Origin of the sequence: Streptomyces sp. PsTaAH-137 (genome assembly GCF_003259365.1) — a bacterium.
Classification (GTDB): domain Bacteria; phylum Actinomycetota; class Actinomycetes; order Streptomycetales; family Streptomycetaceae; genus Streptomyces.
Map to the genome: position 1 here is coordinate 19,396 of NZ_QLLY01000001.1, position 12,152 is coordinate 31,547.

At 71.4% G+C, this 12,152-nt stretch carries 12 protein-coding genes; 4 read left to right on the forward strand and 8 right to left on the reverse strand.

The genetic code is table 11. The annotated features are described in order from the left end of the window. Positions 1–42 precede the first annotated feature (42 nt). The 7 genes from K377_RS00090 to K377_RS00120 all read right to left on the reverse strand — a co-directional run bounded on the left by K377_RS00090 (position 43) and on the right by K377_RS00120 (position 6,834). Positions 43–312: an acyl carrier protein gene (locus K377_RS00090; protein ID WP_111660969.1), complete on the reverse strand. Its 270-nt coding sequence runs from the start codon at positions 310–312 to the stop codon at positions 43–45. Positions 313–468: 156 nt separating this feature from the next. After that, positions 469–1,698, reverse strand: a complete 1,230-nt coding sequence (locus K377_RS00095) for a ketosynthase chain-length factor (protein WP_111660970.1) — start codon at positions 1,696–1,698, stop codon at positions 469–471. After that, a complete protein-coding gene (locus K377_RS00100) occupies positions 1,695–2,975 on the reverse strand; it encodes a beta-ketoacyl synthase (protein WP_111660971.1) in 1,281 nt (426 codons plus the stop codon). The genes K377_RS00095 and K377_RS00100 overlap by 4 nt, the downstream gene beginning before the upstream one ends. Then, positions 2,972–3,298 carry a TcmI family type II polyketide cyclase gene (locus tag K377_RS00105; protein WP_111660972.1) on the reverse strand — a complete coding sequence of 109 codons (327 nt, stop codon included), beginning with the start codon at positions 3,296–3,298 and terminating at the stop codon, positions 2,972–2,974. The genes K377_RS00100 and K377_RS00105 overlap by 4 nt, the downstream gene beginning before the upstream one ends. Before the next feature lie 13 nt (positions 3,299–3,311). Then, positions 3,312–4,799, reverse strand: coding sequence for an FAD-dependent monooxygenase (locus K377_RS00110; protein WP_111660973.1), 1,488 nt, complete (start codon positions 4,797–4,799; stop codon positions 3,312–3,314). A 306-nt stretch (positions 4,800–5,105) separates the two neighbouring features. Next, positions 5,106–5,966 (reverse strand): hypothetical protein, encoded by an 861-nt coding sequence (locus tag K377_RS00115; protein WP_111660974.1) that lies wholly within the window; start codon positions 5,964–5,966, stop codon positions 5,106–5,108. A gap of 130 nt (positions 5,967–6,096) precedes the next feature. Then, a complete protein-coding gene (locus K377_RS00120) occupies positions 6,097–6,834 on the reverse strand; it encodes a TetR/AcrR family transcriptional regulator (protein WP_111660975.1) in 738 nt (245 codons plus the stop codon). Between the two features lie 116 nt (positions 6,835–6,950). On the opposite strand from K377_RS00120, the gene K377_RS00125 reads away from it, so the two are divergent. From K377_RS00125 to K377_RS00135, 3 genes are all read left to right on the forward strand, one after another. Next, positions 6,951–7,550: an NADPH-dependent FMN reductase gene (locus tag K377_RS00125; RefSeq protein ID WP_111660976.1), complete on the forward strand. Its 600-nt coding sequence runs from the start codon at positions 6,951–6,953 to the stop codon at positions 7,548–7,550. 31 nt (positions 7,551–7,581) lie between these two features. Then, positions 7,582–9,168: an MDR family MFS transporter gene (locus K377_RS00130; protein ID WP_237551850.1), complete on the forward strand. Its 1,587-nt coding sequence runs from the start codon at positions 7,582–7,584 to the stop codon at positions 9,166–9,168. Between the two features lie 103 nt (positions 9,169–9,271). Next, positions 9,272–10,390, forward strand: a complete 1,119-nt coding sequence (locus K377_RS00135) for an NADH:flavin oxidoreductase (protein WP_111660977.1) — start codon at positions 9,272–9,274, stop codon at positions 10,388–10,390. A gap of 24 nt (positions 10,391–10,414) precedes the next feature. Here K377_RS00135 and K377_RS00140 read toward each other — a convergent pair whose 3' ends face one another. Further along, positions 10,415–11,470, reverse strand: coding sequence for an Rv2578c family radical SAM protein (locus K377_RS00140; RefSeq protein ID WP_111660978.1), 1,056 nt, complete (start codon positions 11,468–11,470; stop codon positions 10,415–10,417). Between the two features lie 146 nt (positions 11,471–11,616). Between K377_RS00140 and K377_RS00145 the strand changes: the two genes are divergently transcribed. Further along, positions 11,617–12,060 carry an SRPBCC family protein gene (locus K377_RS00145; RefSeq protein ID WP_111660979.1) on the forward strand — a complete coding sequence of 148 codons (444 nt, stop codon included), beginning with the start codon at positions 11,617–11,619 and terminating at the stop codon, positions 12,058–12,060. Positions 12,061–12,152 lie beyond the last annotated feature (92 nt).

The following is a 12,152-nucleotide window of genomic DNA, read 5'->3' on the forward strand; positions in this document are numbered from 1 at the left end:
CGAAGGCGTCGACGGGGACCAGCGGCGGGGTGCGGGCGGGGCTCAGCCGATCTCGGCGGGCACCAGCAGGGCGTTCACGGTCTCGATCAGCGCGCGCGGGGTCTTGGCGTCGGTCAGCGTGTCGTCGTCGAGGGTGACGCCGAACTCGCGCTCGATGCGGCCACCGGTCTCCAGCATCGCCAGGGACTCGTAGCCGAGCGACTCGAAGTCGGTGTCGATGATGTCCCCGTCGAGGTCGACGTTCTCGTCCGCGCCGGCCCCCTCGCGCAGGATGCGCTTGAGGTCGTCGAGGGTGAACTCGGGAGAAGCCATGGGGGAGTGTCCTTTCGTTGCTGCGATGGAGTCGGTCGAGCCGGTCCCGCGCCACCGGCAAAGCAGGGGTCCTGGGCCGTGTCCGTGAAGTCCCGCCCGCGCCGCGAAACCGAGTAGTGCTTCTGATCAGCACCAATGACCAGACCTGACGAAGCACTACGAGTCGGCCGAGCGGACCACGACCGCGGAGTTGAAGCCCCCGTGGCCGCGGGCGAGCACCAGCGCGGAGCGCACCGGGGCGGTCCGCTCCTGGCCGACGACCAGGTCGAGGCCGTGCTCGGGGGCGGGGGTGACGCCGACGGACGGCGGGATCACCCCGTCGCGCATGGCGAGGAACGCGGCGGCCAGGTCGAGCGGAGCCGCCCCCGAGTACAGCCGCCCGGTCATCGTCTTGGGAGCCGTGACCGGCACCGCGCCGGTTCCGAACACGTCGTTGATCGCCGCGGCCTCGATCCGGTCCAGCTCGGGAACGGCGGCCGCATCGGCGAACACCACGTCGATCTCGTTCGGCGCGGCCCCGGCGTCGGCCAGCGCCAGGTCGATCGCCTTGCGCAGACCCGCGGGACGCCCGCTGCCCGGCCGGGGGTCGAGCGTGGAGCCGTACCCGGCGATCTCACCGTAGATGTACCGCGCGCCCCGGGCCCGGGCCTGCTCCAGCTCCTCCAGGACGAGCAGGGCGCCGCCCTCGCCGGACACGTGGCCGCGCGCCCCGGCGTCGAAGGGCAGATAGGCCCGCTCCGGGTCGGTGCTGGTGCTCAGCCGCCCGCTCGCCATCTGGGCGACCCAGCCCCAGGGGCAGATCGAGGCGTCCACGGCACCCGACATCACGAGGCGGGTGCCCCGGCGGATCTGGCGCCGCGCCTGAGCGACCGCGTCGAGGCCGCCGGCCTGGTCGCCGACGACCACACCGCTCGGGCCCCGCATCCCGTTACGGATGGAGATCTGGCCGCTGTTGACGGCGTAGAACCAGGCGAACGACTGGTACGCGCTGACGTACCGGCTCCCCTGACTCCACAGGGCCTGCAACTCCCGCTGTCCGAACTCGAAGCCGCCCGAGGAGCTGGCCGTGATCACGCCCATCTCGAACTCGGGCAGCTCCTCGGGGCGCATCGAGGCGTCCTCGAACGCCCAGTCCGCGGCCACGAGAGCGAGCTGCGTCATCCGGTCGGTCTGCGGCAGAAGCCGTCCCGGCAGATACTGCTTGGCGTCGAATCCCTCGATCTCCCCGGCCAGTTGGGCCGGGTACCGGTCGGGGACGAAGCGGGAGACGCGGCCGATGCCGCTGGTTCCCTTGCGGGTCGCCGTCCAGTACGCCTCCGCGCCCAGGCCGTTGGGGGCGACCACGCCCAGTCCGGTGACGGCGACCCGTACGCGAGACCCGCTCACGCCGTCCTCCGTTCGGGACGGGCGAGCACCATGGCGCTCTGGAAACCGCCGAAGCCGCTGCCCACGGAGAGCACGGCGTCGGTGCGCCAGTCCCGCGCGGTGACCGGTACGTAGTCGAGGTCGCACTCGGGGTCGGGGGTGTGCAGATTGGCGGTGGGCGGCACCACGTTGTTCTCCATCGCCAGGACGCTCGCCGCGATCTCGATCGAGCCGATCGCGCCCAGGGAGTGCCCCACCATCGACTTGATGGAGCTGACCGGCACGGCGTACGCATGCGCGCCGAGGCCGCGCTTGAACGCGGCGGTCTCGTGCCGGTCGTTCTGCTTGGTACCCGAACCGTGCGCGTTGACGTAGTCGACGGACTCCGGAGCGAGCCGGGCTTCGTCCAGGGCGACCCGGATCGCCTCGGCCATCTCCCGTCCGTCAGGGCGCAGGCCCGTCATGTGGAAGGCGTTGCTGCGCGTGGCGTACCCGGCTATCTCCGCGTACACGTGGGCGCCGCGCCTCCGGGCGCTGTCGAGTTCCTCCAGGACGAAGACCGCCGCACCCTCGCCGAGCACGAACCCGTTGCGCGTCCCGTCGAACGGGCGGGAGGCGTGCTCCGGGTCGTCGTTGCGTGAGGTGGTGGCCTTGATCGCGTCGAAGCAGGCCACGGTGATGGGCGAGATCGGAGCGTCCGCCGCGCCGGCCACCATGACGTCGGCCGACCCCTCACGGATCAGTTCGGCGGCGTAGCCCACGGCGTCGAGTCCCGAGGTGCAGCCGGTGGAGACCACCGTGGTGGGTCCCTCGGCGCCCACCGCCCAGGCCACCTCCGCCGCGAAGGAACTGGGCACCATGTAGTCGTAGAGGTGCGGGACCGCGTACGTGTGGTCGACCAGTTCGAGCCGTCCGCTGTCGCTGACGGTCCGGTACTCCTCGTCGAGCCCCATCGTCGCGCCGACCGCGCTGCCGATGGTCACGCCGGTCCGGTGCGGATCCAGGGCGGCGAACTCGAGTCCGCTGTCCGCCACCGCCTCGCGCGCGGTCACCACGGCGAACTGCGCCGCCCGGTCCATCCGCCGGATCTCCTGGGCGCCGAGGCCCATCAGTTCGGCGTCGAAGTCGACCTCGGCGGCGATCTGCGAGCGGAACGGCGCGGGGTCGAAGAAGCTGATGCGGCGGGTCGCGGTGCGCCCGTCGGCCAGCAGGCTCCAGAAGCCCTTGGCGCCGATGCCGCCCGGCGCGGTGACGCCGACACCGGTGATCACGACGCGCCTGCCCTCCGGGCCGCTCACCGGGCGGTCCAGTGGTAGAAGCGCTGCGCCATGGCGTCGGCGGGGGAGCGCCAGGTGGCGGGGTCGTAGGCGTTGATGAACGGCTTGAGGTCGTCGCTGATGCCGACGAACCGCGGGTCCGTCCTGGCCGTCTCGATCCGCTCGCCGCCGTCCTCGGAGTCGAAGTCCTGCAGGTGGAAGTAGAGGCCGCGGTAGGCGAAGAGCTGCCGGCGCCGCGTGCCCATCAGGTGCGGCATGTCCGTGCCGTCGAACTCACCGAAGAGGCGAGCGACGTCGGCGGCCGAATGCGATTCCATCCGGGCCACGATCAGTGTGCTGTGCATACGTCTCTCCTTGTCAGGCCTGCTGGTTCTTGGACGGACCGAGCCAGCGCTCCAGTGCCATGGGCAGATCGTGGTGGCTGCCCGGCGCGGCCCAGGCCACGTGGCCGTCCGGGCGGACCAGCACCGCCGACGTGCCCTGGAGCGGGCTGCCGGCCAGGACGCCGTGGGGCTCCGCGGTGACGATGTCCACCCGGTCCGACCATCCGGCCGCGCGCTCGCGCAGGACGGCGTTGTCCTCCAGGTCGAGCAGCACGCCCCGCCCCGCGCGCAGCAGTTCGGTGCTGTTGGTCTTGCGCCGGTCGCCGACCAGCTCCAGGTGCGGCATCCGCAGCCCCAGCAGGGGATGGCGGCCGGGACCGACGTCGTAGCGGATCTCAAGACCGCTCACCATGCCGGCGAGATGGCGGCTGACCTCGTCGTACCGGATCAGCTCCGCCAGTACGTCGCGCAGCGGCTGGACCTCGTCGCCGCTGAGGAAGAGCAGGCCCTGCGCCCGGGTGTTCATCATCAGCCGCTCGCCCACCGCGTGCCGTTCGCCGTGGTAGGTGTCGAGCAGCGTCTCGGGCGCGGTGCCGCGGACCACGGCGGCCAGCTTCCAGCCGAGGTTCAGGGCGTCCTGGATGCCGGTGTTCATGCCCTGGCCGCCCGCCGGAAGGTGGATGTGCGCGGCGTCCCCGGCCAGCAGCACCCGGCCGCGCCGGTACTCGGTGGCGAGCCGGGTCGCGTCGCCGAACGCGCTGACCCACTCGTGCTCGGCGTGCGAGATGTCGATGCCGGTGATCCGCTGCCAGGCCGCGGCCACCTCCGCGTACGCGGGCGGTTCGGTGCGCCGGCGCGCGGGCGCACCGCGTTCGCAGACGATGATGCGCGTGACCCCGCGGTCGCCGAGCGGGCCGCACATGACCATGCCGCCCGAGTACGTCTCGCCGATCAGCCGCGGTTCCAGGTCGACGCCCTTGACGTCCGCCAAGAACATCTCCATGGTCGCCGCGGTGCCGGGGAAGTCGAAGCCGGCGGCCTTGCGCACGGTGCTGCGGCCGCCGTCGCACCCCACGAGGTACGAGGCCGTCAGCCGCGCCTCCGCGCCGTCGGGGCCGCGCACCTCGGCCTCGACGTGGTCGCCGTGATCGCGCAGGGTGATCACCTCGTGGCCGCGTCGCAGGTCCACGCCCAGCTCGCGGACCCAGCCCTCGAGCATCGTCTCGGTGTCCGACTGCGGCACGGTCTTGGCCGCCTGGTGGACGCTGTCGAGGACGCCGAAGTCCACCGGCAGCCCGCCGAAGTGGCCGGCGTTGCTGGTGCCCATGTCGCCGAGGCGGTGCAGCAGTCCGCGCTGGTCGAAGACCTCCATCGTCCGGGTCGTGAAGCCCAGGCCGCGGGACTCGCCGGTGCGCTCCTGGAGCCGGTCCAGCACGATGACGTCGACTCCCGCGAGACGTAGCTCCCCGGCGAGCATGAGTCCGGTGGGACCCGCGCCGGCGACGATGACGGAAGCGTCCATGGATGTGTCCTCCGGGGCGTCAAAAGGGTCGGGAATGACGAAGCGGCACACCGGAATGGGACATCGGTGCGCCGCTTGATGCTTTTCCGCGAGGACCTGTGTGCCGGGTGAAGCGGCACAGTTCTGCGGAAGCTAATGAGAAGCTTCTTCGGAATCCCGGCGGATGTCAATACCCGTATTCCAGTAAAAGGACATGCTTGAGTCAGAAACTTGTTAAATCGAATTTTCGTGAGCGACGAAAAAAGGGCTCCACCAGGGCGGTTCACCCTGGTGGAGCCGTTGTCGCGAAGGCCGACGCCGTGTCGGTCAGGCGCGGGTCGCGGACGACGCGTGGACGTCCTGCTCGTGGTAGTAGGTCCGGCCGTTGACGGCGCGGCGGCGCCACCGCTCCTCGCTGGCGCGCCGGTAGACGCTGCCCGGCGCGAGGCCCCACAGTGCGGCGATGTCCCGGGCGCTCATCCAGCGCACCGCCGGCTCCGTGTGCTTCGGGCCGGCCCGGCCCTCGCGCCGCATCCACTCCTGCCCGGACCAGCGGTGCGCGGGCTCCGTGTCGCAGCCGACCTCCACCGCAGGCCCGGCGCCGCCGGGCCGGACGGCCGCCGTGAGCGTGCCGGCGCAGCCCGGCACGACACAGTCGCCGACCGGGACCCGGCGCCGCGGAGCGGGGTCGATGACTCGGCGGGCCCGGCGCACACACCGTGCCACCTCGACGGACAGCTCGCCGGCGGCCCGGTGCGCGTGCAGCCAGGCAGAGTGCGTCAGCAGGAAGTCGGCGATCCGGGCAGGGGTGTCCTGCGGGGCGCCGACGCGCCTCTCCTCGGCCACCAGCGCGGCCCACGACCGCAGGGTCCCGGTGATCTCCGAGCGGGCCTCGCCTGCGGCCGTGTTGAAGGGCAGTCCCGGCATGGAGCCGCCGCCGGACGTCCGGTCGCGCGGGCGGTCGGCGCCGGTCAGCAGCTGCCCGCACTCCTCGTGCAGGCGCGGCAGCCGCCGCAGGTCGTGGGTGAGCCGGAGCCGGCAGTTCGGGCAGAGCCGGCTTCCGGCGACGGCCAGCTCCGGCGTGCGTCCCGCGGTGACGCTGCGCAGGCAGGCGGCGCCCTCGCACTCCGTCGGTCCTATGGTCGTCGTACGGTCGGTATGTGTGTTGTCCTTGAATCCGCGCGTCATTTCCCCCACCGCTTCTCGGTGCGGCGAATCTATTTCCTGGATTCAAGGACGGACAAGCGAAGGCCCGCTACATGTAATTTCTCTGTAGCGGGCCTTCGATTATCTGAACCAGTCTGTCCTGGTGATGTCCTCAGATCGCCAGGCGCGCCGCGATGCCGTCGAGGACGGCGTCCAGGCCGGCCTCGAACTGCCACTGCGGGTCGTCCTTGCGCTCGGCCTCGGTGATGTAGCGCGCGTACATCGGGTACCGGCCGGTGGTCATGAGCCAGGCCATCTGCGAGGCCAGCCCGGCGCGGGCCTCCTCGCGGTTGGACCAGCCGCGCACGCGCAGCATCTGCGTCAGTCCGATCTCCGAGTCCACCGCGCCGTGCACATAGGACATGAGGGTGTTGTAGACCGCCATGGTGTCGTCGGCGTCGAGGCCGAGGCCGTCGAGCGCGGCCAGTCCGGCCTCGGTCACGGCCAGCTGGTTCGGGGTCGGCGCGCACCAGGTCGCCCGCGTCACCCACGAGTGCCGCAACAGGACCTCCCTTATGCGCAGGGCGACCGACCGCAGACTCGTGCGCCAGTCGTCCTTGCCGTCGGGCAGCTCCAGCTCCGCGTAGACGAAGTCGACCATCAGCTCCAGGAGTTCGTCCTTGCCGGTGACGTAGCGGTACGCGGCCATGGGGGCGACGCCGAGCTCGGTGGCGAGGCGTCGCATGGTGACCGCGTCGAGTCCCTCCGCGTCCGCGACGGCGACCGCGGTCCGCGCGATCCGCAGGGGGGCCAGGACGGTGCGAGGGGTGGGCGCCGGTCGTTCGAGACGCTCCCACACGGAGACGCGGTCCTTGCCCTCGCTCGCTGCTTGTCTCTCCCGGGCGGTCATCGCTTCGGTTCCTTCCGACGGACAGTGCTGCGTACATCGTATCAGGAGTAGACAGCGTACGCGCCGATGTGTACGTTGTACGAGAAGGATACGGCGTACACAACCGAGGAGTCCCCATGGCCGACGCGACTGACGACGCCCTCCGCATCGCGGTGATCATCGGCAGTACCCGGGACGGGCGGTTCGGCCCGTTCGTCGCGGAGTGGATCGCCGGGCACATCGCCGAGCGCGAGGACATGGAGGCCGACCTGATCGACCTGGTCGACACACCCCTGCCCACCGTCTTCCCGGCGTTCGGTCAGCCCCCCAGCGACGAGGTCGTGTCCCTGCTCGGCGCGGTCACCCCGCGGCTGGCCGGTGCCGACGCCTTCGTGATCGTCACCCCCGAGTACAACCACAGCTTCCCCGCGCCCCTGAAGAACGCCATCGACTGGCACAACGAGCAGTGGCACGCCAAGCCGGTCGGCTTCGTCTCCTACGGCGGGATCTCCGGTGGCCTGCGCGCCGTCGAACAGCTCCGTGTCGTCCTCGCGGAGGTGCACGCGGTCACGATCCGCAACACCGTCAGCTTCCACAACTACGGCGAGGTCTTCGGCCCCGACGGCAAGCCGAGCGACCCCGCGAGCGACGTCGCGGCCAAGGCCATGCTCGACCAGCTCACCTGGTGGGGGCAGGCCCTTCGTGCGGCACGGCAGACCCGCCCGTACGCCGTCTGACATCCCTCCACTCGTGCCCTGGGGGGCAACGATGAACGACCCCGCAATCGACACTCCCACGCCCGACCGGCCGGGCCTGCCCCGCCTCGGCGTCTTCGGGCTGATGCTCAGCATCTTCCTGGCGACGCTCGACGGACAGCTCGTCAGCACGGCGCTCCCCACGATCGTCGGTGACCTCGGCGGCCTCGAACACTTCTCCTGGGCGGTGACCGCCTACCTGCTCACCATGGCCGCGTCCACCCCCGTCTGGGGCAAGCTCGGGGACCTGTACGGACGTAAGGGCGCCTGCCTGAGTTCCGTGACGCTGTTCCTGGTCGGCACGGTCCTGTGCGGCCTGGCGCAGAGCATGGGGCAGCTCATCGCCTTCCGCGGTCTCCAGGGCCTCGGCGCGGGCGGACTGATGGTCGGCGCGCTCTCGGTCATCGGCGTGGTGGTGCCCGCGCGGGACCGCGGCCGCATCCAGTCGATGGTGGGCGTCATGATGCCCGTCGCCTTCGTCGGCGGCCCCCTGCTCGGCGGTTTCATCACCGACTACATGAGCTGGCGCTGGGCCTTCTACGTCAACGTGCCCGTCGGCGTGGCCGCGCTGCTGGCGATCACCCGGGGCGTCCGGCTGCCGGCCGCCCGGGTCACGGGCCGCATCGACTGGCTCGGCACGGCCCTGCTCACCACCGGCATCCTGGCCCTCACCCTGCTGGCCGGGTGGGCGGGCACCACCTACGCCTGGACGTCCTGGCAGATCGCCGTGCTCGCCGTGGTCGTGGTGCTCGCCCTGGCCTGGTTCGTACGCGTGGAACTGCGCGCCGCCGAACCGGTCACGCCGCCCAGGCTGTTCGCCCGCCGGGACTTCACCCTCGCCCAGATCCTCAGCTTCCTGGCTGGCGCCGTCCTCTTCTCCGTCGTCAACTACCTCCCGCAGTACATGCAGTTCGTCCAGGGTTCGTCGTCCACGGCCAGTGGCCTGCTCATCCTGCCGCTCATGTTCGGCATGCTGACGGCCCAGTTGACCACCGGGCGGCTGATGGACCGCGGCGGCATGGACCGCGTCGTGGCGCTCGCCGGTGGCGGCACCGCCCTCGCAGGCGCGCTGCTCCTCCTCCTGCTCGGCACCGACACCCCGCTCGCCGCGGCCTCCGCGTACACCCTGGTCATCGGGGTGGGGATCGGCGCGCTGATCCAGGCCACCGTGGTCGCCACCATGAACAACGCGGACCCGCGGGACATGGGCGCGGCCACCGGCACGGTCACTCTGGTGCGCACCATCGGCGGCTCCCTCGGTGTCGCCCTGCTCGGTGCCCTGCAGAGCAGCCGCATGAGCGAGGTGCTGACCGAGCGGCTCGGCTCCGCCGCACAGCAACGGCTCACCGCGGGCGGCGCGCTGACCCCGGCACAGATGAAGGACATGACGACCGCCACGCGCGACGCGGTCAAGGACGCCGTCAGCAGCGGGCTGCACGGGGTGCTCCTGGGCGCGGCGGTCGTCTCCGCGCTTGCGTTCGGCACGGCGTGGTTCGTCCGCGCGACGCCGCCCCTGATCCCGGCCCCCGCGGGACCGCCGGACATCGGGACCGAAGCCGAGGCCGGGAAGGACTCCGCCCGGACCTCCTCGGGGGACTGAGCGCGGCCCCGCTCCGCCTCACCCCCGGCCCACCCAGACAGCCGGGCGCACGGACACATCCCCCGTCGCCGTGCGTTCGGCCCCTATCCGAAGGCGAACACCGATGCCCAAGTACTCCGTCGAACGTGCCCGGGACGTCCTGGACCGCCCGTTCTCCCTGGGAGGTCTCACCCTGCCCAACCGGGTCGTGATGGCCCCGATGACCCGCGAGTTCTCGCCCGGCGGAGTGCCGGGCGAGGACGTGGCGCGGTACTACGCCCGACGGGCGGCCGGCGGGGTCGGCCTGATCATCACCGAGGGCACCTACGTCGGCCACGACTCGGCGGGCAGCAGCGCCCGCGTCCCCCGGTTCCACGGCGACGAGGCGCTCGCCGGCTGGGCGGCCGTGGCCGAGGCCGTCCATGAGGCGGGCGGCCGGATCATGCCGCAGCTCTGGCACGTCGGCATGGAGCGCGCGGCGGGCGCTCCGCCGGTCCCCGACGCCCCGCGGGTGGGCCCCTCCGGCATCGCCCTGGACGGCTCGCAGTCGGGCAAGGAGATGAACCAGGCGGACATCGACAACGTCGTCGCCGCCTACGCCACGGCCGCGGCGGCCGCCGAGTCGCTGGGCTTCGACGGCATCGAGATCCACGCCGGGCACGGCTATCTCATCGACCAGTTCCTGTGGGCATTCACCAACCGGCGCACCGACGCCTACGGCGGTGACATCGTCGGCCGCACCCGGTTCGCCGCCCAGATCGTGGCCGCTTGCCGGGAGAGCGTCTCCGAGGACTTCCCGATCTCGTTCCGGTTCTCCCAGTGGAAGCTGAACCACTACCAGGCGCGGGTCGCCGAGACCCCCCAGGAACTGGAGACCATGCTCGGGCTCCTGGTCGACGCGGGCGTCGACGCCTTCCACTGCTCCACCCGGCGCTTCCACCTGCCCGAGTTCGAGGGGTCCGACCTCAACCTCGCGGGCTGGGCGAAGAAGCTCTCCGGCAAGCCCGCCATCAGCGTCGGCTCGGTGGGCCTCAGCAACGAGTTCCTGGAGGTCTTCCAGGGCGCGCAGGCCACGGTCACCGACATCGGTGAGCTGCTCGACCGCATGGAGCGCGACGAGTTCGACCTCGTGGCGGTCGGCCGGGCCCTGCTCGGGGACTCCGAATGGCTGCGGAAGGTCCTCGCCGGACAGGTCGGCGAACTCACCCCGTTCGACCGGGCCCTGATCGGCAGCCTCCACTGAGCCCGGTGGCCCGCCGACCCGGGATCACATGAGCGTCAGTTGAGTCGGCTCGGCGGGCCGGGGCGCGCCGAGCCGCTCGGGGGCGCGCGGCGCGCGGAACCCGGCCGCCTGCGAAGGCCCGATGCCGAACTCCTCGGCCAGTTCGTGCACCTGCCGGGTCACGCGCCGCTGGTACCACTTCGGCGCGTAGGAGCCCTCCGCGTACAGCCGCTCGTAACGCCGTACGAGATGCGGGTGCCGCTGCCCCAGCCACGCCATGAACCACTCCCGCGCCCCGGGCCGCAGATGCAGTACGAGCGGGGTGACGGAGGTGGCGCCGGCCCGGGCGATCGCCCGCACGGTGGCCCGCAGCTGGTCCGGGTGGTCGCCGAGGAACGGGATCACCGGTGCCATCAGCACCCCGCACCCGATCCCGGCGTCCGTGAGGGCGCGTACGACATCGAGCCGGCGCTCGGGAGCGGGCGTGCCCGGCTCCACGGTCCGCCACAACTCCTGGTCCACGAAGCCGACCGAGACCGAGATTCCGACATCGGTCACCTCGGCCGCCTGCCGCAGGAGCGGCAGATCGCGCAGGATCAGCGTGCCCTTCGTCAGGATGCTGAACGGGTTCGCGTAGTCCCGCAGCGCCTCCAGGATCCCGGGCATCAGCCGGTACCGGCCCTCGGCCCGCTGGTAGCAGTCGACGTTCGTGCCCATCGCGATGTGCTCGCCGTGCCAGCCGCGCGAGCCGAGATGGCGGCGCAGCAGCTCCGGCGCGTTCACCTTCACCACGATCTGGCTGTCGAAGCCGAGCCCGGTGTCCAGGTCCAGATAGCTGTGCGTGTTGCGCGCGAAGCAGTAGACGCAGGCGTGGGTGCAGCCCCGGTACGGATTGACGGTCCACTCGAACGGCATCCGGGACGCGCCCGGCACCCGGTTCACGATGGACCGGGCCCGGATCTCGTGGAACGTCACCCCGCTGAATTCCGGGGTGTCGACGGTACGGGTCACGACCGCGTCCGCGCCGAAGAGCGCGGCGTCCGCGGCCCGCCCGTGGTCCATGGGCTCGTCCCTGAGTCCGGTGAGGTTCTCCCAGCGCATGACGCCTCCTCGGTAGCACTGGCCACAGAATAGAACACATGTTCCCTTGATCGTGCGAACCCCGATTTTGGCGGCTGGCGGGCGGGGTGGTTGGCTTGGCACCACTCGTGCAGGACCCGGAAGAACCAAGTGCTGGAGGAAGAGTCATGGCGCAGGTCGAGGCCACCACGGAGCGGGTCGTCACCGCGAAGCCGGACGATGTGTTCGACGCCCTCGCCGACTACAGCGGCACCCGTCAGAAGCTGCTCCCCGAGCACTTCAGCGAGTACGAGGTGCAGGAGGGCGGCGACGGCGCGGGCACGGTCGTGCACTGGAAGCTCCAGGCCACCAGCAAGCGCGTCCGCGACTGCCTGCTCGACGTGAGCGAGCCGACCGAGGGTGAGCTCGTGGAGAAGGACCGGAACTCGTCGATGGTGACGACCTGGCGCGTCACCCCGGCCGGCGAGGGCAGGTCCCGCGTCGCCGTCTCGACGGTGTGGAACGGCGCGGGCGGCATCGGCGGCTTCTTCGAGAAGACCTTCGCCCCCAAGGGACTCGGCCGCATCTACGACGCCCTGCTCGCCAACCTGGCCGCCGAGGTCGAGAAGTAACCCACCCGCTCACGCACCCGTCGCGGCGGGCACGTGCATGTGTGTGCGGTGCTCACCGATTCGAGTGGTTCTCGTTTCGCGCCGGTTGTACG

What these genes read in the sequence shown, in the direction of transcription:
- K377_RS00105 (WP_111660972.1), bottom strand. Translation starts at nt 3,298, where the DNA reads ATGCACAGCACACTGATCGTGGCCCGGATGGAATCGCATTCGGCCGCC.
- K377_RS00140 (WP_111660978.1), bottom strand. Translation starts at nt 11,470, where the DNA reads ATGCGCTGGGAGAACCTCACCGGACTCAGGGACGAGCCCATGGACCAC.
- K377_RS00130 (WP_237551850.1), top strand. Translation starts at nt 7,582, where the DNA reads ATGAACGACCCCGCAATCGACACTCCCACGCCCGACCGGCCGGGCCTG.
- K377_RS00110 (WP_111660973.1), bottom strand. Translation starts at nt 4,799, where the DNA reads ATGGACGCTTCCGTCATCGTCGCCGGCGCGGGTCCCACCGGACTCATG.
- K377_RS00135 (WP_111660977.1), top strand. Translation starts at nt 9,272, where the DNA reads ATGCCCAAGTACTCCGTCGAACGTGCCCGGGACGTCCTGGACCGCCCG.
- K377_RS00115 (WP_111660974.1), bottom strand. Translation starts at nt 5,966, where the DNA reads ATGACGCGCGGATTCAAGGACAACACACATACCGACCGTACGACGACC.
- K377_RS00090 (WP_111660969.1), bottom strand. Translation starts at nt 312, where the DNA reads ATGGCTTCTCCCGAGTTCACCCTCGACGACCTCAAGCGCATCCTGCGC.
- K377_RS00145 (WP_111660979.1), top strand. Translation starts at nt 11,617, where the DNA reads ATGGCGCAGGTCGAGGCCACCACGGAGCGGGTCGTCACCGCGAAGCCG.
- K377_RS00120 (WP_111660975.1), bottom strand. Translation starts at nt 6,834, where the DNA reads ATGACCGCCCGGGAGAGACAAGCAGCGAGCGAGGGCAAGGACCGCGTC.
- K377_RS00125 (WP_111660976.1), top strand. Translation starts at nt 6,951, where the DNA reads ATGGCCGACGCGACTGACGACGCCCTCCGCATCGCGGTGATCATCGGC.